The sequence below is a fragment of the Micromonospora sp. NPDC004540 genome (assembly GCF_040610095.1).
In the GTDB taxonomy this organism is placed as follows: Bacteria; Actinomycetota; Actinomycetes; order Mycobacteriales; family Micromonosporaceae; genus Micromonospora.
This window is the reverse complement of record NZ_JBEXLR010000109.1, coordinates 1-21,572: the sequence shown is the minus strand read 5'-3', so window position 1 is coordinate 21,572 and position 21,572 is coordinate 1. Positions and strand designations below refer to the sequence as shown.

Annotated in this window: 24 protein-coding genes; 17 read left to right on the top strand and 7 right to left on the bottom strand. The window is 70.7% G+C overall.

Features of this window, described 5'->3' with window-relative positions; translation table 11 throughout:
- Positions 1 to 124 precede the first annotated feature (124 nt).
- Genes ABZV78_RS27110 through ABZV78_RS27100 form a run of 3 tightly spaced genes read right to left on the bottom strand, consistent with a single transcriptional unit; the run spans position 125 to position 1,855 of the window.
- Positions 125 to 385 carry a hypothetical protein gene (locus ABZV78_RS27110; RefSeq protein WP_355642978.1) on the bottom strand — a complete coding sequence of 87 codons (261 nt, stop codon included), beginning with the start codon at positions 383 to 385 and terminating at the stop codon, positions 125 to 127.
- A 5-nt stretch (positions 386 to 390) separates the two neighbouring features.
- Complete coding sequence (locus ABZV78_RS27105; RefSeq protein WP_355642976.1) at positions 391 to 1,485, bottom strand: type VII secretion target; 1,095 nt, start codon at positions 1,483 to 1,485, stop codon at positions 391 to 393.
- Between the two features lie 10 nt (positions 1,486 to 1,495).
- Positions 1,496 to 1,855, bottom strand: coding sequence for a hypothetical protein (locus ABZV78_RS27100; protein WP_355642974.1), 360 nt, complete (start codon positions 1,853 to 1,855; stop codon positions 1,496 to 1,498).
- Positions 1,856 to 2,135: 280 nt separating this feature from the next.
- On the opposite strand from ABZV78_RS27100, the gene ABZV78_RS27095 reads away from it, so the two are divergent.
- The 7 genes from ABZV78_RS27095 (at position 2,136) to ABZV78_RS27065 (ending at position 7,784) form a co-directional block, all read left to right on the top strand.
- Positions 2,136 to 3,005 carry a MarR family transcriptional regulator gene (locus ABZV78_RS27095; RefSeq protein WP_355642972.1) on the top strand — a complete coding sequence of 290 codons (870 nt, stop codon included), beginning with the start codon at positions 2,136 to 2,138 and terminating at the stop codon, positions 3,003 to 3,005.
- Positions 3,006 to 3,094: 89 nt separating this feature from the next.
- Positions 3,095 to 3,733 (top strand): GGDEF domain-containing protein, encoded by a 639-nt coding sequence (locus ABZV78_RS27090; protein WP_355642970.1) that lies wholly within the window; start codon positions 3,095 to 3,097, stop codon positions 3,731 to 3,733.
- Positions 3,734 to 3,952: 219 nt separating this feature from the next.
- On the top strand, positions 3,953 to 4,537 hold the full coding sequence (locus ABZV78_RS27085) for a hypothetical protein (RefSeq protein ID WP_355642968.1): 585 nt from the start codon (positions 3,953 to 3,955) through the stop codon (positions 4,535 to 4,537).
- Positions 4,534 to 4,797, top strand: a complete 264-nt coding sequence (locus ABZV78_RS27080) for a hypothetical protein (protein WP_355642966.1) — start codon at positions 4,534 to 4,536, stop codon at positions 4,795 to 4,797. Before ABZV78_RS27085 ends, ABZV78_RS27080 begins: the two co-directional genes overlap by 4 nt.
- A gap of 186 nt (positions 4,798 to 4,983) precedes the next feature.
- Complete coding sequence (locus ABZV78_RS27075) at positions 4,984 to 5,502, top strand: hypothetical protein (protein ID WP_355642965.1); 519 nt, start codon at positions 4,984 to 4,986, stop codon at positions 5,500 to 5,502.
- Positions 5,499 to 6,590 carry a C40 family peptidase gene (locus ABZV78_RS27070; protein ID WP_355642963.1) on the top strand — a complete coding sequence of 364 codons (1,092 nt, stop codon included), beginning with the start codon at positions 5,499 to 5,501 and terminating at the stop codon, positions 6,588 to 6,590. Before ABZV78_RS27075 ends, ABZV78_RS27070 begins: the two co-directional genes overlap by 4 nt.
- A gap of 99 nt (positions 6,591 to 6,689) precedes the next feature.
- On the top strand, positions 6,690 to 7,784 hold the full coding sequence (locus ABZV78_RS27065; protein ID WP_355642961.1) for a DUF4314 domain-containing protein: 1,095 nt from the start codon (positions 6,690 to 6,692) through the stop codon (positions 7,782 to 7,784).
- Between the two features lie 14 nt (positions 7,785 to 7,798).
- Here ABZV78_RS27065 and ABZV78_RS27060 read toward each other — a convergent pair whose 3' ends face one another.
- A complete protein-coding gene (locus ABZV78_RS27060) occupies positions 7,799 to 8,824 on the bottom strand; it encodes a hypothetical protein (RefSeq protein ID WP_355642959.1) in 1,026 nt (341 codons plus the stop codon).
- 171 nt (positions 8,825 to 8,995) lie between these two features.
- Between ABZV78_RS27060 and ABZV78_RS27055 the strand changes: the two genes are divergently transcribed.
- The 7 genes from ABZV78_RS27055 to ABZV78_RS27025 all read left to right on the top strand — a co-directional run bounded on the left by ABZV78_RS27055 (position 8,996) and on the right by ABZV78_RS27025 (position 16,625).
- A complete protein-coding gene (locus ABZV78_RS27055; protein WP_355642957.1) occupies positions 8,996 to 9,298 on the top strand; it encodes a hypothetical protein in 303 nt (100 codons plus the stop codon).
- A 251-nt stretch (positions 9,299 to 9,549) separates the two neighbouring features.
- Complete coding sequence (locus ABZV78_RS27050; RefSeq protein WP_355642955.1) at positions 9,550 to 10,674, top strand: AAA family ATPase; 1,125 nt, start codon at positions 9,550 to 9,552, stop codon at positions 10,672 to 10,674.
- An 18-nt stretch (positions 10,675 to 10,692) separates the two neighbouring features.
- Positions 10,693 to 12,288, top strand: a complete 1,596-nt coding sequence (locus ABZV78_RS27045; RefSeq protein ID WP_355642953.1) for a VWA domain-containing protein — start codon at positions 10,693 to 10,695, stop codon at positions 12,286 to 12,288.
- Positions 12,289 to 12,494: 206 nt separating this feature from the next.
- Positions 12,495 to 13,484 (top strand): DUF4192 domain-containing protein, encoded by a 990-nt coding sequence (locus ABZV78_RS27040; RefSeq protein ID WP_355642951.1) that lies wholly within the window; start codon positions 12,495 to 12,497, stop codon positions 13,482 to 13,484.
- Positions 13,485 to 14,048: 564 nt separating this feature from the next.
- The gene (locus ABZV78_RS27035) at positions 14,049 to 14,480 is read left to right on the top strand and encodes a DUF3085 domain-containing protein (protein ID WP_355642949.1); all 432 of its coding nucleotides are present in this window, start codon (positions 14,049 to 14,051) and stop codon (positions 14,478 to 14,480) included.
- Between the two features lie 68 nt (positions 14,481 to 14,548).
- On the top strand, positions 14,549 to 15,070 hold the full coding sequence (locus ABZV78_RS27030; protein WP_355642947.1) for a hypothetical protein: 522 nt from the start codon (positions 14,549 to 14,551) through the stop codon (positions 15,068 to 15,070).
- A gap of 1,207 nt (positions 15,071 to 16,277) precedes the next feature.
- Entirely contained in the window at positions 16,278 to 16,625 is a 348-nt protein-coding gene (locus tag ABZV78_RS27025) for a hypothetical protein (protein WP_355642945.1), read from the top strand.
- Between the two features lie 579 nt (positions 16,626 to 17,204).
- On the opposite strand, the gene ABZV78_RS27020 is transcribed toward ABZV78_RS27025, so the two are convergent.
- Complete coding sequence (locus tag ABZV78_RS27020) at positions 17,205 to 17,417, bottom strand: hypothetical protein (protein ID WP_355642943.1); 213 nt, start codon at positions 17,415 to 17,417, stop codon at positions 17,205 to 17,207.
- Positions 17,418 to 17,794: 377 nt separating this feature from the next.
- Between ABZV78_RS27020 and ABZV78_RS27015 the strand changes: the two genes are divergently transcribed.
- Positions 17,795 to 18,652, top strand: coding sequence for a macro domain-containing protein (locus ABZV78_RS27015; protein WP_355642941.1), 858 nt, complete (start codon positions 17,795 to 17,797; stop codon positions 18,650 to 18,652).
- A 231-nt stretch (positions 18,653 to 18,883) separates the two neighbouring features.
- Here the strand turns inward: ABZV78_RS27015 and ABZV78_RS27010 are convergent, their stop codons facing one another.
- Positions 18,884 to 19,354: a UPF0158 family protein gene (locus ABZV78_RS27010; protein WP_355642939.1), complete on the bottom strand. Its 471-nt coding sequence runs from the start codon at positions 19,352 to 19,354 to the stop codon at positions 18,884 to 18,886.
- Between the two features lie 159 nt (positions 19,355 to 19,513).
- On the opposite strand from ABZV78_RS27010, the gene ABZV78_RS27005 reads away from it, so the two are divergent.
- A complete protein-coding gene (locus ABZV78_RS27005) occupies positions 19,514 to 20,332 on the top strand; it encodes a transglutaminase domain-containing protein (protein WP_355642937.1) in 819 nt (272 codons plus the stop codon).
- Positions 20,333 to 20,614: 282 nt separating this feature from the next.
- Here ABZV78_RS27005 and ABZV78_RS27000 read toward each other — a convergent pair whose 3' ends face one another.
- The gene (locus tag ABZV78_RS27000; protein ID WP_355642980.1) at positions 20,615 to 21,181 is read right to left on the bottom strand and encodes a maleylpyruvate isomerase N-terminal domain-containing protein; all 567 of its coding nucleotides are present in this window, start codon (positions 21,179 to 21,181) and stop codon (positions 20,615 to 20,617) included.
- 204 nt (positions 21,182 to 21,385) lie between these two features.
- On the opposite strand from ABZV78_RS27000, the gene ABZV78_RS26995 reads away from it, so the two are divergent.
- Positions 21,386 to 21,572: histidine phosphatase family protein (locus tag ABZV78_RS26995; protein ID WP_355642935.1), on the top strand; the 187-nt coding region annotated here is incomplete at its 3' end.

Here is a 21,572-nt window from a genome sequence, read left to right as displayed (position 1 = left end):
TCTTCGCCACCGCGGAAGTATCCACGGCCATCGTCGTTTCCGTCATCAGGTGCCGCTCCTTGATCAGGAGTTACACCGTTCTTCTTACAGACCCGCTCTTGTCAGTGAGGCCTCGTCCTGCTGGTCAGGAGCGGGCTGCGAGGTCGTCGCGCTCCTCGGTGGTCATCTCTTGGTATGCGGTCCAGAAGGTGTGGAAGGGCGCTGTCAGCTCGGTTCCGTAGGTGTTGCTGTTGGCTGCCTGGCGCAGGGTGAGTTGGCCTTCTTGGACTGCGGTGGCCATCTCGCGCAGCAGCGGGTTGTTGCTGCGGGCGAGTTGGTCCAGGACCTGGCGCACGGCTTGGCCGCGCTTCTCATCGCCGCCGGTGATGTCGTCGAGGTCGTCCACGCCGTTCACACCTTTACCCCGGCGAGGGGGTGGTCGTAGCGACCGCCGTCCGGGAGTGCGGGGAGGGCGACGGTGTCGAGGTCGCTGAGTTCGCGGGTGAGGGCGGCCCGGAAGACGAGGACGGCGGCGGAGATCTGTTGGCAGAGCTTGGTCGCTTCGCCCCAGAGCCGGAACATGTTGGCGACCTCGGCGGCGGCGACGCCGTAGCCGACGAGCGCGCCGACGCCGGTTTCGGAGGTGACGGTGCCGGCAGCGGCGGCGATTCCGGCGATGATGGCGGCGTCGATGAGGCTTTTGACGACACCGCCGAGGGCCTCACCGGCGGACCAGACGGCGTCGGCCATCTCCCGGTATGCCTTGCTGATCGCGGACATGGGGGTGTGGAGGTCGGCGGTTGCGTTAGCCGTGGTGGTGAAGTAGCGGAAGGCTCCGTCGCCGGCGACGCCGTGCCAGAGGGGCCGCAGGGTGGTGGTGCCGGACTGAACGTTGTAGGCCAGGTCGTGCAGAGCGCCGCCGATGTTGTCGACGACGGGCGCCATCTTTGCCAGGGCTTCCCAGTCCCCGGACACCTGGCTTTGGATCCTGCCGATGGGGTCGAAGCCGAAAACGTGGTTGAAGACCTCGTTGAGCCAGTTCGCGGGGCTGATGTAGTCCATCCAGCCCAGCGGGTTCGCGGGCTTGTCCGGGTCGCCCGGGGTGTCGAGGTGGCCGCGGACGTCGCGGACGTCGACGAAGTTCGTCGGAGCGCAGGGGTTGTTCGCCAGTTCCAGTTCCAGGGCGGTGATGCAGCGGTCGACCGCCGGCGGCAGGGTGCGGTCGAGGCGCTCGGCGTTGGCCAGGTCGGTGCTGCGGTAGTAGCCGGCGGCGGCCCGCAGTTCGGGGGCTGAGTTCTCCAGCAGGCACGCGAGCCGGTTCAGGGTGCCGTTGATGACCTGCACCGCGTGCTCGTGCGCCTCTTTGGCGATCTTGATCTGTTCGCCTCCGGTCGCGACGTCGGCGTGCCGGTTGAGGTAGGCGCGGATCTCCCACACGTCAGCGGCGGCGCGGTCGACCTGACGGGCGAAGCCGACCAACGCCTCCGGCTCGACCGACAGCGTCATCTACGCCGCCCTAGTCCGTGAGGAACATGCCGGTCACACCCACCACGGCCAGGACGACGGCGGCGGCGAGCACGTAGAGCCGCGGGCGCGGCTCCCGGACGAAGTAGGTGGCCAGACCGAACGCGCCGCCCAGGATCGACACGGCGTACCACGGGAAGCTCGTCGGCGTGGCCTGCCCGATGACGAGCATCCAGGTGGCGACGACCGCGACGAAGATGGTGGCGTAGGCGATCGTCTGCCGCAGGTTCCGGTAGGCGGTGTCCTGCAACCGGCCGACGGACTCCCGGTAGTCCTGCACCGCCGCAGCCCGTTCCTCGTCGCTGACCTTCCGCCGCTTGTTGCGGCTTCCAGAGCCCCGGCCCCCACTCATGCCGCAGAAGATACCAACGGCCATCACGCCGCCGCTGCCCTGCGTAACGCCGACGGGTCATTTCGACCACGAGCCACCAGCCGACCCACACGCTGCGCTGGTGCGGGCTCGGCGGCAGCTCGCGCTGACCCGAGCGCCATGCGCGCAAGAACCATCGTCGCCTCCCGCCAGCTGGCGGCCTCGGTGCCTTCCACCGCCAACGCCTCGCTCTCGCCGGATCCGGCCACACGACGCCCGGCTGGGCCGAACCAGGCCTCTGGCCTGTCCCGAGATGCGGTCCATGCACTTGATCACCGCCGCCTTCGAAGCGTGGATCGGTGCGCGACCTCGATCCGAATCGAACGATGAAAGGACAACTGGCATGACCGACACGCACACGGAAAGCCCTCCCGCGCACAGCGCGATCCAGGTCCTCGCGGCGCTGGCCGAACTCGGCCAAGCCACCGCCGCCGAAGTCGCCGAGCACGCCGGACTCGGCTACTCCACCACCACTCCGAAGCTGCGCGCCTGGGAAGGTTCCGGGCAGGCCGAGCGGTTCCGCACCGGCGACGGCCCCACCCTGTGGCGGCTCACCGACGCCGGCCGCGCCGCCACCGCTACCCCGCAGCCAGCGGCGGCCGACGCACCCGCACCATCCACCGACCCCGAGGTTGCCCAGCTTGACGCCGCCGAGGCGCAGCTCCAGCCCGGTGACGCCGAACCGTCGACCGCAGCCGACACCACCGGCCCGCCCGACAGCTCTCCTGCCTCCCAGCAGGAGCCCGAGCCGGAAGCACCGGACGCCGGGGAGTCCACCGCCGGCAACGTTGCGGACAAGCCCACCGATCCGGCGTGCCAGACGCCGGCAGGCAGTCACGACAGCGGCGACGGCCCGCGCGGCGAGGACCGTTCGGCGGCGGCGCGCCGTAGGGGCGGATCGCTGCGCGGTGCGGTCCTGGACATCCTCGAAGCGCACCCCGACCGGGCCTACAGGACCGGCGACCTGTGCAAGCTCATCGACGCCGCGAACGCCGGCACGGGCGCGGCCAAAGCCAGCGCAGGTGCGGTCGCCAACGCGGCCATCAAGCTCGTCGCCGCCGGCAAGGCGATGCAGACCGTCGAGCGCCCCGCCACCTTTCAGCTCGCCCCCGCCGCCAGCGGCGGCGAGTAGTCCACCTGTCCGGCAGCCCGAGGGCGGGCGTCGAAGTTGGCGCCTCCCGCCCGCCCCCGGTGCTCCTTATTAGGCAAGGAGCGTTCCGAGTGTCTCCCACCCTGAACACGATCGCTACCGCCGCCGGCGGCATCCTCGCCGGCCTCGCCTTCGCCGGAGCCCTGCTCTGGCGGCAGCAGCAAGCGCTGCAGGCGGCCCGCTACCAGGCCACCCACGACGAGATCACCGACCTGCCCAACCGGCGGCTGTTCCTCACCCGCCTTCGTGCCGCGCTCGCCGACCGCACGCCGGTCGGAGTGGTGCTGCTCGACCTGGACCGGTTCAAGACCGTCAACGACACCCTCGGCCACGACGCCGGCAACGACCTGCTCGAACGGATCGCACGGCTCCTGGCCGGCCTGCCCGCACCCGTGCAGATCGCGGCCCGGCTCTCCGGCGACGAGTTCGCGCTGCTCGTGTCCGGCGACCGTGACGACACCGCCGCCGCGGCTTACGCCGCCTGGCAGGTCATCGCCGCCGCCCCGATCCGCGTGGTCAACGGCAACCTCCGGATGGCCGCCTCGGTCGGCCACACCCACAGCGGTAACCGGCACACCAGCCCCCGGCAGCTGCTCGCCGAGGCTGACACCGCCATGTACCAGGCCAAACGCTCCGGTAGCGGCGTGTGCGAGCACCACCCCCGCACCGCGACACCTGGGCGGCGCAGCCGCGACCGCCACTACCGCTGACCACCGGGCACCCGGCCCGCACGTCGCCGGCCGACATCCGCACCCGGCCGCCGGGCCCACCGAAGCCGGACCGCCGCGGTCGGCTGTCCCGGGTCTGCGCGGGCCGCGCAGCCCACCGGTCCCGCGCCCACCAGTGGGCCCGTTCCTGATGCCGAGGACCCCGCAGCCGCCGGCTGCGGGGTCCTCCCCTTTCCTGCTCGATGACAAGGAGACCCCCCTGTGTTGTCCTTCGCCGCTGTCCACACCCTCGCCGGATGCCTGCTGGCCGTCGACGCCGACGCCGACACGCTGGGCTGGGGCCGACCCGTGACGCTGCTGCTCATCCACGACCGGCCCCTGATCACCGACGGGCCGACCCCGGTACGCCAGATGCGCAGCGTGGAGTTCCCGCTGCACCGCGACGACCTGCTCACCGACCCGGCCGGGCTGCCGGCGCTGCTGCACCGCCTCGCCGCCAGCCTCGACGAACCGGACGCGGCAGCGCCCTACCAGGCCACCCTCGACACCATCGTGCGGCTGATCCGCGCGACGCAGCCCGACGTGCGGCTGCTGGCCTGGGCCGCCTGCTACGACGACATCCTCACCCACAACGGCCAGCCGAGGCAGATCCGCCGCATCGACGCCGTCGACACCGACGGCCGCGTCTACCAACTCACCCACCACCTGGGTGAGGACCACCCGGCGCTGGTCGTCGACGACACCCCCGACCCGGACGACACCCCCGCGACCCAGCCCGGGCTGGCCGCGCTGGTGGCCGCCACCGCCCGCCACCCCCACTGGAGCACGGCGGGAGGCACGGCATGACCGGGCAGCTGCCGCCTGACACCGACCCCGACGAGCCGATCTTCACCGTGTGCGGACCCGACGGCGCGTCCATCCGTTGCCGGGTCTGCGACGCGGTCGACCAGATCGTCTCCGACGAGGTGCCGTCCATGGCCGGCTACGGCGAGGACACCTACACCCGGTGCACCCGCTGCGGATCCGTCGAGACCACCGACCCAATCTTCGGCTGGCGCCCCCGGCCCGCCACCTGGCCGCCCCGCCCGGACCACGACCAGCCCTGATCGATAGGGCGCATCAGCTCCACCCGTCCCAGATGGACGGCATGGCCATACCGGCGGCATCGCCACGCGCGAGCAGCGCCGGCCGTGGCAGGCCTGTCCGGCCTCCCCATCACCCGAATGCGCCCGCCCGCCGCAAGGCGGGCGGGCGCACCCATTTCATTCGCCTCGCTGAAGGAGTCCTGTCCCGTGAGCAGCCACTGCTACGTCGGCATCACCGAACCCGACCACCCGCGCCTCGCGCAGGCCCGCTTCGTGCTCTGCGACGGCCACCCGAGCGCCATGCTGCCCAGCCTGGCCGCGATCTGGGCCCGGCATGCCCACTACGACACCCGCGCGTTGGTCACCGCGATCCTCGCCTGCGACTGGCAGTACCTCGACCCGGACATCACCGCCGCCACCCACTCACCCTTCGCCGGCCAGCACCCAATGCCGGGCGTCGGCATGACCCTGGCCTCCACATGCACCGACGAGACGGTGGACGCGCCGGAACCGGTCACCGTGTTCCCGTTGAGTCACGCCCGGCACCTCGACGTCGAATGGCTCTACCTGCTCGACCCGGACACCGCCACTGTCGCCGTGCACACCGACGACGGCAGCCTCGTCGCCCGGTACCCCCTGTCGGGGTGCCTGCCCCGGCCCGCCGCCGCGAACCGCTGCATGGCAGAGCTTGGCCGCACGGCAGCGGCGGCGGGAGTGCCGCGGTGAACGCCCGCGCCCTCGCCGCCCTCGCGGGTGGGGTGATCGCGGTGGTGGTGCTGTGCGCGGGCGGGGTCGGCGCGTTGTTCACCGGCGGCGGCACCGCATCGGCTGCCTGCTACGGCACCGTCAGCACCGGATCCGCCATCGCGGTGTCTCCACCCGCGGCCGGCACCGCTGGGTGGAACAGCGACCAGGTGGCCAACGCCGCCGTGATCGTCGCCGTCGGGGCGGACCTGAAGGTTCCGCCTCGGGGCTGGGTCGTCGCGCTGGCCACCGCCATGCAGGAGTCGACCCTGCGCAACCTGCCCGGCGGGGACCGCGACTCGGTGGGGCTGTTCCAGCAGCGCCCGTCGCAGGGCTGGGGCACCTCTGCCCAACTGGGGGATCCGCGCTACGCGGCCGGGAGGTTCTATCAGGCGCTGCTGGCCGTGGACGGCTGGCAGGCCATGGCGCTGACCGACGCCGCCCAGGCGGTGCAGCGATCCGCCTACCCCGGCGCGTATGCCCGGTGGGAGGACGACGCGATCGCCCTGGTCCGCGTCCTGAGCGGCGGCACTCCCGCCGGGCCTGTCGCCGCTGATCTGGAGCAGGCCATGAGCAACCCGTTGTGCCTGTTCGACGGCGGCGACGGCCAACCCGGCAGCGAGCAGGTGCCGCTCCCGGCCGGGTTCGCGCTGCCGCCGGGCACCCCGGGGCAGGTGGTGACGGCGGTCGGCTGGGCCCTGGCCCAGCTCGGCACCCCGTACACCTTCGGCGGGGACTGCACCGCACCCCACTCGGGTGTTCCCGCCCGCCAGTGCGACTGTTCCTCGCTGGTGCAGCAGGCGTATCGGGCGGCCGGCGTTGGCCTGCCACGGACCACGAGCGAGCAGGTGAACGCAGGCCAGCCTGTCACCGACTACCGCGACCTGCGGCCCGGGGACCTGCTGTTCATCCCGGGCAGCCGCGGCAGCGCGGCCCGCCCCGGCCACGTCGGCATGTACCTGGGCCAAGGACTCATCGTGCAGGCCCCGCACAGCGGCGACGTCGTCAAGATCATCAGCCTGTCCGGCTGGGCCGAGCAGCTCGCCGCCGTGCGCCGCGTCGTGATCTGACCGCCGACCGTCCGCGACACCGCGGATCCCTCACCGGCGCAGCCGGGTGTTCCGGACCGCCACCACTTCTGGCCTCCACACCACGGAGAGGACATCACCGTGAGCACAATCAACAACGACGCCGAAGACGCTGTGAGCTACCAGCCGGGCGACCGCGTCGCGCTCGAGCACACCAACGACCCGCACACCCGGCTGCGGCCGGGCGACGAGGGCACCGTGCGCCGCTACGACCCGCGCCAGCAGGTGCTGGACGTGCGGTGGGACAGCGGCTCACATCTGGCGATGCTGCTCGGCGCGGGCGACCGCGTACGTCGCCTCCCCGACGCCGGCTGGGAGCGGGTGCTCGACGCGCTGCGCACTGCCGGACAGGCCGCCGGGCGGGACGCCGCCGCATGGTGGGCACAGGACACGATCGGCGGGCGGGCCAGCGGCGACGTGGTCGCGGCCGCCCGGGAGATCCTTACCGCCATCGAGGCGGGTCGGGACATTGACGGGCTGCCGGCCGCCGACCCGTACAGCCTGGCCGACGACGCCGACCGGTACGCCGAACATGCCCCGCCTGGTGCGCCGGTATGGGAGCAGCTCACGGCGCAGCAGTGGGACCAGGCGCGGTGGGCGTGGTGCGACGGATACGACGGCGCCGCCGAAGCCGAGGCGGCCCGGCAGTGCCGCGTGGTGCTGCACCCTGACGGCGACGACCGGGACCTGCGCCACGTGTATCCGGACCGGGTGCGTCTGGGCGGGCCGGGCGTGTTCGCCGGTGACTGGGCGTGGACACCCAACGAGCACGGGGAGCTGCGCATCCCAGTTGGGTTCGTCGGCACCCTGGTCGACACGTGGAACGGGTGGGCGGTGTTCACCTGCACTCGGGAGGTGGCCGAGGCGATCGTCGCCGACCAGCACGATGCCCGCGACCGCTATCGGCAGCAGCTCGCCGCCGACGGGATCACCGGCGAGCGCCTGGAGCAGATGGTCGACCAGTCCTTGGCCCGCCTGCGCTTGGACGGCGACGTCATCGTGGCCGACGAAACCCGGGTGCACGACGACCCCGATGCCATCGACCACATCACGCCCGACGCGCACGGCCGGTACACCGTGATGGGCCGCGCCTGGACCTGGATCGCGGTGCACCCCTACGACTGCGATCGGATCGCCGGCGACCTCCCTGGCCCGCCGGCGACGGCGGCTACCTGACCCGGCTCCCCAGGTCATTCCCGGGTGAGCTCGCCCAGGGGCAGCCGGTACCAGTGCTCGGCGGTGATCAGGTGCAGCACCGGGCCGCGGCCTATCGCCGTCACCTGCGGCGGGAGCGGGGCTCCGCCGGGCAGCACCAGCCGGTACTCACCGACGACTCGCATCGCCTGGTCAGCCAGCTCACCCACAACGAGGCGGTCCTGCTGCGGTGCGTACCCGCCGAGCAGTCCGACCCGGGTGCCGCTGACCGCCAGGGCCTTCGCCCCGGAGATGTGATTGCGCCAGCCGGCGACCGAGTCCTGGCGGATCTGCACGATGGGGTAGTCGGTGTAGTAGCAGGTCCAGACCGATTCGTCGGTGACATTGAGCGCGTAGCAGTCGCTGATGGCGCCCCACTGGTTGTCCACGTGGGACGGGAATCGCCACGTCTGCTCGAGCTGCGGTGAGAAGCGCACCAGGCCGCTGCTGCCCATCGGCGGCGCGGAGTTTGCATCGCCCCAGCCGTAGTTGCCGTAGACGCCTTCGTCGAAGTAGCCCACCCATACCTCTCCGGAGGTGGTGGTGAAAACGTGTTCGATGCCGTCACCGAGCGTCGCCTGCGCCTCGATGCGTCCGTTGCTGCCGTAGATCACGGCGTTGCGGTCCGGGCCGTCCTTGCGCCACCGGCAGCGGGCTCCGACCACCAGTACCCGCCCCTCGGGCAGCGGCTGGACGGAAGGGTGGGCCAGTGTCAATCCGGGCAACTCGGTGACGTCGACGAGGTCCCCTGCCTGCCTGGTCACTCGGGCGGTTACGGGTCGGGCCGTCGTCGGGTCGGGGAACGTCGCCCAGCCGGGTTGGGTGGTGACCGACCGCAGCGCCGCTTCGTCCTCGGATGTCGACCACAGCGCTACCAGCTCACCGGCAGGCCCGATGGAGGCCGACACGAGCGCGTCCCGCGGGTCAGCCCGTAGGACCGGCGAACCCTCGCCGAGTTCCCACGTCGGCAGCGCCCGGCTCGTCTGCTTCCTCTTGCGCCATCGGCCCTTCCAGCTCGTCACCCCGGTACCTCATCACCTCACCACACCGCTGCGCCAGCCGATTCGACCCTGCGGCAGCCACCCCCCACAGCGGCGGCATATCGCGACGCGCTCGCCGCCACTCAAGCGTTCCGTGGCTGTCAGACGGCCGGACGACATGAAGCGACATGACCTACAACGAGGAGCATCAACATGTCCGATGACCCTGCCGACGAGTTCGGCGAGTACGCCCACGAGGAGATCCTTCAAGCCCTCGTCCGGAGCTTGCTGACCAGCGCCGACCTGGATCAGCTCTGCGACGACGCGGACCTGCCCCAGCTCACCCACGACGACGACACTCCGGTGACCGTCACCTCTGCCCGCGTCTACCGCGATGCCGGCGTCATGACGCTCGACCGTGGGGTGTGGCTGGAGCTGTCCGACGGCAGCGTCTTCGGCCTGACCGTCACCATCGCCCGCCGCCCCCGCCACGAGGTCACCCTCCGCCGCAGGTAGGCCCTCGCTGCCGGATCGACTTGATCCATCCGGGATTGGGTGCGTTCCTTGTCGTCGCCCACCGCCGGTGGCGGCGACACCACCACCCCGGCAGCCCTTCCTGGGATGCCTTGAGCACCTCACGGAGTTGCTGTCCGGCCCCAGCCCCGGGGCTATCGCAGCACCTGCCCGTCTCCGCCGCGCGGACACCGCATCAACTCCCCCGCGCACCCGGAGACGGGTGCGCGGGGCCCTATGACAGGAGAACCCGCATGGACCCTGCAACCCCACCCGACCCGAGCGGCCCCACCCCGCCGCCAGCCGACGGCCGCCGGCCCGGCTACCTCTACCGGCAGGTCGCCGCCCACCTCGCCGCGCACCCCGATCAGGTGTTCAAGGTCGGGGAACTCACCGCGGCGATCGCCGCCCCGTCCACCGGGGCGGTGTTCGAGGCGTTGAAGAAGATGGCCGCGGGCGGATACGCCACCCACACCACGGGCCCGCACCGGTTCCAGATCACGCAGGCCGGTGTCGACGCCGCCGGGACTATGCCACCGCCCGCCCCGCGTACACCCCGCCAAGGACGTCGCGGGGCGGGTCGGCGGCAGCCCGTCACACGCCCCAACGGTGACCTGTACTTCCCGCGCAAGCTCGCGGGGGCGACCGATGTGGACGTACTGCGCCGGCTACGCGAAAAGCGTATACCGGTGCTGCTTTACGGCCCGCCCGGCACCGGCAAGACCGCCTTGGTCGAGGCCGCCTTCCCGGACCTGCTCACCGTCGCCGGAACCGGCGACACCGTCGTGGAGGACTTCCTCGGCAACTTCATCCCCCTCCCCGACGGCGGCTTCGAGTTCGTCTACGGGCCCCTCGTCACCGCTATGCGTCAGGGGCGGGCGTTGCTGGTCGACGACGCCACCCTCATCCCGCCGAAGGTCCTCGCCGTGCTCTACCCCGCCATGGACGGACGGCGGGTCATCACCATCCCCGGCTACCGCAACGAACGCGTCGACGCCGCCGAAGGCTTCTACGTCATCGCCGGCCACAACCCGGGCGTGCACGGCGCCATCCTCACCGAAGCACTCGCCTCCCGGTTCGACGTGCACATCGAGGTCACCACCGACTGGGACCTCGCCCGCCACCTCGGCGTCCCCTCCCCTGCCGTGGCCGCCGCCGTCGCCCTCAACGGTGACCTGGCCGCCGGGCGGATCAGCTGGGCGCCGCAGCTACGCGAGTTGCTCGGCTTCGCCCGCGTCCGCAAAACCCTCGGCTTGCCCGCCGCGGCCGCCAACCTCGCCGGCCGCGCACCTGAGGAGGACCGGGAGCAGGTCCTCGCCGCGCTGCGGCAGCACTTCGGCACCGAGATCACCCCGCTGACCCTCGGCAAGCAGCGCTAAACCCTGGACGGAGTACTGATGCCTCAACCACATCACCTGCAGCCCGGCCCGACCCCGCCCAGTGGCGGCGACCCGGCTTGGCAGGAGTGGAGCGACGCCTGGACACGGCACATCCCGGTCCTGACCGGTCGCACCGACCTGACCGTCACCGTCGCCCCCGGCGCCGGCGGCGGCGCACCCGCCTGCTTCTACCCCGCGACCGGCCGCATCGAAGTCGACGCCACCCACATCGGCGCCCCCGACGTCGCGAACCCTCGCCGCGCCGGCCACAAGCGCCTCGTCCCCACCGCCTACGGGCTGCTCGTTCACGAAGCCGCCCACGCCGTGCACAGCCAGTGGAGCACCCCGCCCGGCACCTCACCCGTCGTCGCCGCCGTCGCCGAGCTCCTCGAGGAGTCCCGCATCGAGAACCGGCACCGCGCCCGCCGCCGGACCGACCGGCGGTGGCTGCGCCACACCGTCACCACACTGGTCAGCCCCGCTGACGCTCCCGCCGACGACCCGTGGCACGCGGGCCAACTCGCCGGGCTGCTGTTGGCCCGGGTCGACGCCCGCATCATCACCGCCAAAGACATCAAAGGTGTCCGCGCGGCCGTCACCACCGTCCTCGGCCGCAAACGGCTGCTGCAGCTGCGCGATGTGTGGCGCGAAGCCCACACCACTGGCGACACCGACGCCGACGCGATGATCGACCTGGCGTGGCGGTGGTGCCGGATCCTCGGCATCGACCCGCACCGCCAACCCGACACCCCCACCGTGGATGCCGGCGTGTTCGCCGGTGTGCTCGCCCAGGCACTGGCGGACTACCTCGCCCACACCGCGGGCCTCACTCCCGCGCAGTATCGGGCGCAGCAGCTCACCGCCCGGTTCTCCGCGCCCACCAACTGGTCGCTGCGAAACCCCACCGACGCCGAACGCGCCGCCGCCCGCACCCTCGCCGCCCGGCTCCGGCAGGCCCGCACCCACCAGCCCGAACCCGACACCCGGCCCAGCGTCACCCCGCCGGGACGGCTGCGCACCCGCCACGCCATCACCGCGAAGGCGCAGATCGCCGCCGGGACCATGCCGACGGCTACCCCGTGGCAGCGCCGCGCTCAGGTGCCGCCGCCGAAGCCGACGCTGCACCTCGGGGTCATCGTCGACGCGTCGTTCTCCATGCATCCCTGGGCGGCGCCGATGTCGTCGGCCGGGTGGATCCTCGCCCACGCCGCCCGCGCCAATCAGGCGATCACCGCCACCATCGCCTTCGGCAGCGACGTCACCCTGCTCGTCCCACCCCGCCAGCACCCCCAGCAGGTCCTCGAGCTGCGGGCCGACGGCGGCAGTACGGCGTTCACCGACGCGGTGAAACTCGCCGACGAGCTGCTGCAGCTACGCCAGCCCGGCCGGCTGCGGATGCTCACCGTCGTCTCCGACGGCGACCTGCCCGACATCGCACCCGCCCAACGGCTGATCACCACCCTGCACCGGGCCGGCTGTGCGGTGCTGTGGCTGCGCCCGGCCGACCTGCCTGGGCATACCTTCACCGACACCACCACCCTCACTGTGGCCGACCCCGTGCAGGCCATCGGGCACATCGCCGACGCCGCGGTCACCGCCCTCGAGCGCGCCTGACACCTTCCGGCAGCCCGACAGGGGCCAGGCCGAACCGCGCCGCCCCAGGGCTCGGATGTCGCCATGCCTCACCGGATGGCCAGCAGGCCCGCGGATCCCATCCCGCACCTCCATCGCAGTTGCCGGATACCGGCGCGACCTTCGCGCACCCCGAAACGGCCGATCGACTCTGCCCGCCTTTATCTGACCTATTGACAGGAGACACCATGTCCGACTTCAACCGGCTGCCGGTCGGCTCGCCGGCCGACCTGCTCACCGCCGTGCCGTACCTGCTGGGCTTCCGCCCCACCGACAGCTTCGTCACCGTCGGCGTCGCCGGCACCCGGGTCGTCGTCGCAGGCCGCGCCGACCTTCCCGAACCCTCCCACGTCGCCGCCTGGATCGCGGGCATGGCCCGGTCGCAGATCCGGCTGCTGCGCCACGCCGACGCCACCCGCGTCATCGTGATCGGCTACGGACCCGCCACCGCCGTCACCCCGGTCATGGACGCCATGACCCCACGCCTCACCGCCGCAGGCCTCGACGTCCTCGACGCCCTGCGGGTCACCGACGGCCGCTACTTCTCCTACCTCTGCCAGGACCCCGCCTGCTGCCCCACCGACGGGACGCCCTACGACCCCCACCGCAGCGACGTCACGATGCACGCCATCGTCGCTGGCTGCCGAGCCCTGCCCGATCGGGCGGCGCTCGTCGCCAGCATCGCCCCCACCAGCGGGGCCGCCCGCGTCGCCGTCACCCGCGCCACCGTTCAGGCCCGCGCCCGCCGCCGCGCACTGCTCGCCGCGGCCGGACACGACGGCCTGGTCCGCGCCGGCGTTGACGCGGTGACCGCCGCGTTCGCCCGCTACCGCGACGAGCAGGTCCTCCACGACGACGAGCTGGCCTGGTTGACCGTCCTGCTGTCCGACCCGGTGATCCGCGACGCCGCTTGGCAGGACAGCGACGACTGGCAGGTGCCTATGTGGACCGACGTCACCCGCCGGGCCCACCCGCCCCTCGCGGCGGCGCCGGCCAGCCTGCTCGCCTTCACCGCCTGGCGATGCGGCGATGGGGCCCTGACGTCCGTCGCCGTAGACCGTGCTCTCGCCGCCGACCCCGACTACAGCCTCGCGCACGTCATCGACCAAGCGCTACGCGCCGGGCTCCCCCCGTCCGTGCTGGATGGCTGGCCGCACATCGGTCAGCCTCCGTTCTGAGCCGCAGGAGAAACGCCCGATGCCGCCCTTCCTCAACGCCGTATCCGGGCTCCTGGGCGACACGGCTACACCCTCAACCCGCACCAGCTCCCCGACGCCTGCGCCCATCACCCGACGAAGTGAACGCGCTGCTCGCCGCAACGCGCATTATCACCGCCACCGGTGAGCAGATCATCGCCCAAACCGGCGCGACCGACGTGCTCTCAGCGACCCCCACACCAGCCGTGGCACGAACCTATCGCTGCGGGAACGGCTCGACCCCATCGCGGACACGCTGACCACCGCCCTCGCTCGCCACGACACGGCCACCACAGCTCGTCACCGCGCCGGTGAGTTCCTCCGCCACGCCCGCACTGATCTGGTGTCGATTCCCAATCCCAGCACCGGTGAGCGCGGGCGAACCGGCCGCGATGCGACGCCCTGAACAGCCCGCCACGGCGCCGTTCACCGCGTGGCCGAGATCCGCACGCTGCGGGACTCAGCACCGCCACCACCCCCTGACCGGCCTCGCGTGCCGGTGCCTTTGTCCGACCACACCCACGCACAGGAAGGGGCACACCTGCCATGGCCCTGCATCTCTACTTCGACCTGACCCAGACGCTGCGGCTGGCTGAGCACGCCGTCGCCGCCGCCGACCAGGCACCCTCGTTCACCGAGCACGAAGACGGCATCGCCTGCCCCGGCGCGCTGGTGTGGGTCCACGACCACGGCGTCTACCTGATGTCCAGCGGCCTGCCACGCCTCGAGGATCCGAACCGGCCCGGCAGCAGCCTCGTCATCTACGCCCACGGTTGGGACCCCGGCACCGACGGCCACCGCCGCGACCCGGATCTCGGCGGCGACGACTTCGCCGAGCACCTGCACCTCACCGACCAGCTCACCCCGCTGATCACCACCCTGCGCACCGCCGCAGCCGCCGGCTACCCGTGGCTGCACCTGACCGTGCGCTCCGACACCTACGAGGTCCGAGTTACCCGGATCCGCCACCAGTCCTGACACCAGCCGACGGTCCCGCCGCCCACCAGGGCGGCGGGACCCTTCCCGTTCCCGAGGAGCAACCTGCGATGACCACACCCGAGACGACGACGTCACTACCGACCCTGAAGGCCGTCCTACTCGACGCCTGGAACATGTTCCACCCGGACCAACCCGCACCACTGGGATGGCTCACCCACACCACCGCCCAGATCCACGCTCACCTGCACAACCAACACACCCCGCCCCAGGCCCAGCCGCCCGCCGCCGATGCGTACGCACTGGCCCACTTCCGCCGCGAGGTGTGGCGATCCCTGCGCGAGGCCGCCAGTACTCACGACATCGACGCCGACGCTGCAGACCGGGTGCTGAGCGCGCTGGACCTGCCAGCACTGCCCCGCCACTGGCAGGTCCGCCTGACCTTGTCCGTCCTCCTCGAGGTCACCGCTACCGGCCGTGAGGACGCCTTCGACGCCGCCGAAGCAGCCGTCGAGACCGCCCTCACCGCCGCGGAGGTGGGAGCGCAGTTCGAGTGGGACGGCAGCGAGCGCGACGGCGCCGACCCCGGCGATGTGGACCCGACCACCGACGAACCAGCCGAGCTGACGTGAGCGCCACAGCCGCTGCATGGAGGCGATCAAACAGCGGCATCTGAGAGGCATACGTGCTCGCCGCCGCGATCGCCGACACGTGCCACGCTCTTACCACTGGCGCTGGCCTCGCCCGCTGAGCCGGAACTGACCGCCAGCATCGGCTCCTTCGTCGACCCGCCTCGACGCCACCGAGTACCTGATCAAACGCCGGTGTCTCCAACGACGGCGCCCAGGACGCTGCGTCTCGCCGACGCGGTCCGAGGCTTGGTCGTCGCTCGGCCACGCACACACGGTCGCCGTTCTGTACCGGCGGCACCTGCTGCTTCGCCACGCATACCACCGCCCACGGGCGCGACGGCGCCGAGCTGAACACAGCCGCGCCTGTGCGCCGCACTACGACCACCGTCTCGGCGACTACCAGCACGACAACCCCACCGCACTGAACTGCTTCCTCAACCACCGAGGCAACTAACCAACGGGCACCAAAGCCCTCGCCATCGTGAACACGACTTGATCTACACGGAAAGTCGAGCGTCACTGCATCCAGCCGCCGCCCCTGGCGAACCCGACAGCGACACCCCACACCGCTGGCCAGGGGCGGCGGACCCACGTGCCAACCCCGTCGAAGGAGGCAACAAGCCGTGCAGCTGCCGCACCGCCACGCCGTGCCGGGCACCGTCAACGACGTCCTACTGTGGCTGCTCGCCACCGACGTCGCCGCTGCCCACCAAGCGGAGCCCGACCAGCCGGACCGCTGCGCCAACCGGCGCTGCGCCGGCCACCAATACCCGTGCCCGCCGGCTCGCGACGCCCACCGCGCCTGCCAGGCTGCGAGCCGCCCTGACCCGACCACCCGCGGCCGGGCACGAGTGGCCGTGCCTACCGACCGGTTCGCCGGGTGGTTTCGGCCCGCGCGCCCCCAGTCGACAGCCTCACCGCGCGCAGCCTGACCGGCAGCGGAACAGCCGACTCGGTCTGACGCTGCCGGCGCCTCAGGACCCGGCATGGCTGACGTATCGGCTACCGCAGCCAGACCCAGCCGGCCTGTACGTCAGGCACGGCCGGCTCTGACCCTCTCACCGCACCGCGCACAGCCCGCGCGGGCACCGCGATTTCGGTCCGTCGCGGCCGATCGCGCACCCGCTTTGGCACCTCAACCTCAGTTTGGTCCGCAATGGGCGGCGCTCGCCGGCGGCACCCTTGCGAACGTGCGAAGGGAAACATCATGGAAGCCGTTCCGGAACCCGACGTCGAGCCCGACGCCGACGCTGAAATCAGCGTCGGCGACCCGGTCCTCGGCAAGTCTCGGCTGTTGTCACGGCAATGCGACACCTGCATCTTCAACCGCGGCAACCTGATGCATCTCGCCCCCGGCAGGCTGCGCGATCTCGTCACCGAAGCCCGCCAGCGCGAGTCGTTCATCGTCTGTCATGACACGCTGCCGCAGTACCGGCATCCACAGGCCAAGCCGGCGATCTGTCGCGGGTTTGCAGACCGCTACCGCACCCAGGCGCTGCAACTGATCGAACGGCTTTTCGGCTTTGTCGAGGTCGACCCGCCGCACTCAGCCTAGCCAGAACCATGGCAGGAGATTACCCAGCGTTAAACTTCGAGACCCGGTTCGCATGTTGGCTCGGGCTGTCGCGGTGCTGGTTGCGGGCCTACTGGCGGCCGCTGGGCCGCGGGCCCCAACTCATATCGAAATTAAGTCGGAACCAGCTCAGTCGGCTGATCCGCACCGGCCGGAGGCACTACAGCGCGGGAACGTCGATCGGCACCAGGTAGCGGAGCAAGGCGTGTGTAGTCGGATGCCAGATGAGGACGTTCAGGGGTGTTTCTCAAGATCCGGCCGCCGGGGCGGCCCGGGTACCGCCGAAGCAGGTCAGTCGGGACCCGCAAGCGACCCCGAGCGCCCTGACGACCCCATGAATGCGCCGAACGAGGCCGATGCAAGTCATCTCATTGGCAGCAGCCGCAGCATCGCCAGCGCGTTGGTTACGCCCAGGCAGGCCAATCGAAGCGGCACGGCCAGTCTGGGCAAGCTGATGCGGCAAGGCCTTGTCGTTGCGGTCAAGCTCCCTTGACCAGTGCGGACGTCATTGTCGGCACCAGCAGGGCTGCTGCAGGCTCCCCCGGCGCCACATCGGGCAGGTCATCGGCGTCGTCCGAGCCCGGGCGATCCTCCGCGCCATGCCCGCGTGTCACGACCGGGTCCGAATTCGATGTCGTCGGTCGGCGGCTTGTCCTCCATCTCCGCCATCGCGAACTCGATGCGGTCGGCGCGGATCCGTGCATCGCGTCGTTCGCGTCGTTCCGCGATTTCGTCGCTCGGCTGACGTGGGCGACCGTGAACATTGCGGCTCATAGCGAGTGAGGGTCGCACCTCAAAGATAGTTCTTCAAGAGTCAACTGCTCGGCACGCCTAGCCACTCAGGGCACCGGGCCGGCGTCCAGTCGACACAGCGGTCCGGTTGCATTTTGTTCGGCTACCCGATGCCCGCCAATCGTTCACACCTCCGGCTAGGCTCGGTAACTGCGCCACTGATGGTCCACGCGGATCGCGGCATGTTGGTGCGGCATCAGGACTTGGCGTCCGCCCTGGCGGTAGGGGTAAGTATCTGCCCGTCCTCGACCGCCGCTGGCCAGAGGGACCGATCCTGACGGCCAGCGCCTCACGCACATGGCCCGCCGGAGCCAGATGGCTCCGCGTCTGTGGCCGGTGCCTCCGGGCAGAATAGGGGCGTGCCAGCCATCACCGCCGTCCTCGGGGACATCACGACGCAGGATGTCGATGCCATCGTCAACGCGACGAACAAGGCTATGCGCGGAAGCGGCGGTGTGGATGGTGCCATCCATGGCCGCGGAGGCCCGGCGATCTTGCGTGACTGCATCGCCCGGTTTCCGAACGGGCTCGCCACTGGCGACGCAGGCTGGACGACGGCAGGTACTCTGCCCGCCCGGTGGGTCATCCATACGGTCGGCCCGAATTACCACGCCGGGCAGCACGACCGCGCCCTGCTTGAAGCGTGCTACCGGCGCGCGCTGGAGGTCGCCGACGAACTCGGCGCGCGCAGCGTCGCTTTTCCGCTGATCAGCACGGGCGGCTACGGCTGGCCACGCGCCGACGCGATCACGGCGGCGATCGAGACGATCGCGGGTGCCAGGACTCTTGTCGCCGAGGTACGGCTCGTCGCATCCGGCGAAGCCGTGTACAAGCAGATCCGTGCGACGCTTTGGGTTCGATGTCCGCCGCCCGTCGGCACAGGCACGGTCGGCTCGTTGTTCGAGCGCGAGCCGATTCAGTACTCGCTGCGCGGCGATGCCTATCTGTGGCGGGAACTTCGCGCGCGGTTCGCCGACACGCCGCTGCCGGAGGACTGGTTCACCCTGCGGACCCTCATTACCCACACCATCGAGCAGGTCGTTGGCGAAGCCCTCACCAACCGCGAGTCCACACCGTGGCACGACAGCGCCGCAGCGATATACCTCCCCGAGTTCGACCCGGGCCACGGCATGTCCGCCGGCCACGTTCACCTCCCGTGGTGGTCACACACGGGAGTGCCAATCCTGCTCGACCGGTACGCCGCACTACGCACATAGAGGCGCTCCAGGATGATTGAGCATCGCTCGGAGCCGCGGCCCCGAAGCCAACCGGCGCGAAGTGGCGTCAGAAGTGCATGAACGCAAACTCCGCTGGAAGCGCGGCTCGCTCGCGCGTCGGGCCGCCAACCCTCGACGTCCGCTGAGCCGACAGAGCGGGGCACGGACGCACACGTCGGCGGCGGATGCGTGCGTTCGTCGTATAGGAAGTCGCGCGACGCGGACGCCAGTTCAGGGCAGGGCGGGATCTGGGTACTCGACCACGAAACGCTCGCCCGTTTCGTGGTCGACCAACGAGTTGTCGACCAGCCATTGAACAGCCCGCCGCTTTGCGCGCACGTCGCGGAAGGCATGCCATGCTGGCAGCAGGTGCGGATACTCGTCGTGCAACTCGTTCTTGAACCGGCGGAACGCGCCCTTGCCCTGGATCGCTCGCGCGAGTCTGTGTCCGGCCGTCGCGTCACTGATCCTCTCGGCGAAGTCGGCCATGTCCTGATGCCAGACGTAGGACGGCAGCGGGTCGATGCACACCAGGCCGAGGTCGTCGAGGTCGACGGGCACGTGACCGTCGAGGCCGCCGTCCGTTGTCCAGAACACGACCTCGCCGGTTTGCGGGTTGATCAACCATCGATGCTCGTAGTCGGTCTGGTCTTCGAGCGCGGTAGCGATCTCCTCCAGGTCTAGCCTGCTCAGGTCAAGCACCCGGCCACCATAAACCGGCGCTTCGACCCGCAACCAGCGGCAGATGCGCGCACCGCGATGACTGGCCGGGGATTTGTATGGCCCTCTGGCGTACGCCCTGCCGGTCAGCGCAGTGGTCAGGGGACGGCAGATCCCGGTGGCGGCGCCTACGATGCCAGCATGACGGGCGCGATCGACTACGCCGTGGCAGGTCCACTGACGAGGATCGACGCAATCCACAAGCCGATGCTGGAGGACCTTCCGAGCGACCCCGTCGAGATCTGCCGCGTCGTTCACGACCTGGTCATCCAGCCCACAGACGCGAAGAGTTTGAGTGTCCCCGCCGAGCGGTTCGCCGAGAATCGGCATCGTCGCGTCGACGAGCTGATCGCCGCCCTTCTGGCCCTCGACCCGGCCCCGGTGAGCGTTCCACGGGCCTTCGATCGGCGGGTGATCGGCACCTGCCGCCACTTCGCCGTGCTCAGCTGTGCCCTGCTGCGCTACCGCGGGATCGCGGCCCGTGCCCGCTGCGGCTTCGCCACCTACTTCCAGACCGGGCAGGGCGTGGATCACTGGATCACCGAGTACCGGCACGACGGCCGCTGGCTGCGGATCGACACCGAGATCCTGGGCGGCTCCCTCGTGGCGAAACCCGAAGACCTCGCCGTGGGCGAGTTCCTCACCGGCGGCGAAGCGTGGACGGCCTTCCGGGACGGCGACATCGATGCCACGCTCTTCGGCGTGTACGGCACCGACAACTGGGGGCCGGCCGAAATCCGGGGAAACGCAATCAAGGATCTTGCCGCGGTGAATAAGGTCGAGATGCTGCCGTGGGACGACTGGGGACGCATGGAGGCGTCCTACAAGGGCGAGACCGGCCCCGACTACGACGAACTCATCGACGCGATCGCCGCCGCCTGCGCCACCGACGATCCGCGCGCCGTCGCTGACCTCTACGCCTCCGAGGACCTCGCGGTGCCTATCGCGCTTCTGCGCTGACGATCCCCGGGCAGCTTGTTCTTGCAATGCCGACGCCGGGTACTGATCACGGCTCCTTGTCCGGACACTCAGGCGTCGAGATCGCGAACAGGTCAGCGGTCTTGCACGCCAACCTCCAGTTCGAGCAGTTCGACTGACCCCGACCGAAGACACGTAGGCCACCGTACTCAACTCGGCACGTCCGGATACGTGCACCATGAACTGGTTACCTTGCGTGACGAGCGCTACGCGGTATGAGCGGATGCTGGTGTGCAGCGTGAGCGACGGTATCCGGCAGTGGGCCTACTCGACCGCCGCTTTCAAGACCCAGGAGGTGCGTCGAGGACGGTCGGGAAGGTCGGTACGCCCTGTGGACCAGAGCAGCACTTGGACCGGATCTCCGGCGGGAGCGTGGGGAAAGAGCCGGGCGAGCACGGCGCTGCAGAGAGATTCAGGTGGATGCCAGTGGATGCCGAGCCCTTCGGTGATGTCGTGGGTGTGCACCAGCGTCTCGTTCACGCCCAGCGCCGCGAAGCCGCTCGGGTCTGTCGGGCCCCAGTGCCAGGCTCGTACCGAAGCGTCGGATGCGGCCAACGCGGTGCTCAGTAACCTTCCTGCGCCGGTGGCTATTCGCAGCAGGTCGCGGGGAGACGCGTCGTCGCGTACCACCAGGTCGAACGGGAGGTAGGCGGAGTCGGGCCGGGCAGCGAGCTGCCCGGCGTACGCGAGGAGGTCATGCGCGACATGGGCGGCTGTTTCCCAGCAGCTCCAGTCGAGCTTGCCGGCCGGGCGTCGCCAGTCCGCGGACTCGTGCGGTGTGAGTACCCGGACCATCTCGGCCACGGCTTGGTCGACATCACGGCTGTCCAGCGGGCGCATGACGAGGAGCCTGCCAGATCTTGCGCCGCCTCGCCGTACCGCCAAACACCCGCTCATCGGCCACGACAGGGCGGCACCCAATGCGCGTGGTCGGCGGCAGAAGAGTGCACCTGGCCGTGTTCTCGGCCCCATCGTCCCGTGCCTCCCTGATCTATCGTGCTTTTCGTCGCACAAGGACCTGGAGGGTGGCCCACGGTGGCTCGCACACAGCTGTACCTCGTCCGCCATGGCGAGCAGGATCCGGCGGCCTTGGACGGAGGCCTTTCCCAACTCGGCCGCGAGCAGGCGGACCGGCTGGGCCGGCGGCTGCGCACAGTGCCTTTCTCGGCGATCCACCACAGCCCGTTGGCCCGGGCGAGCCAGACGGCCGACGTCGTCGCCG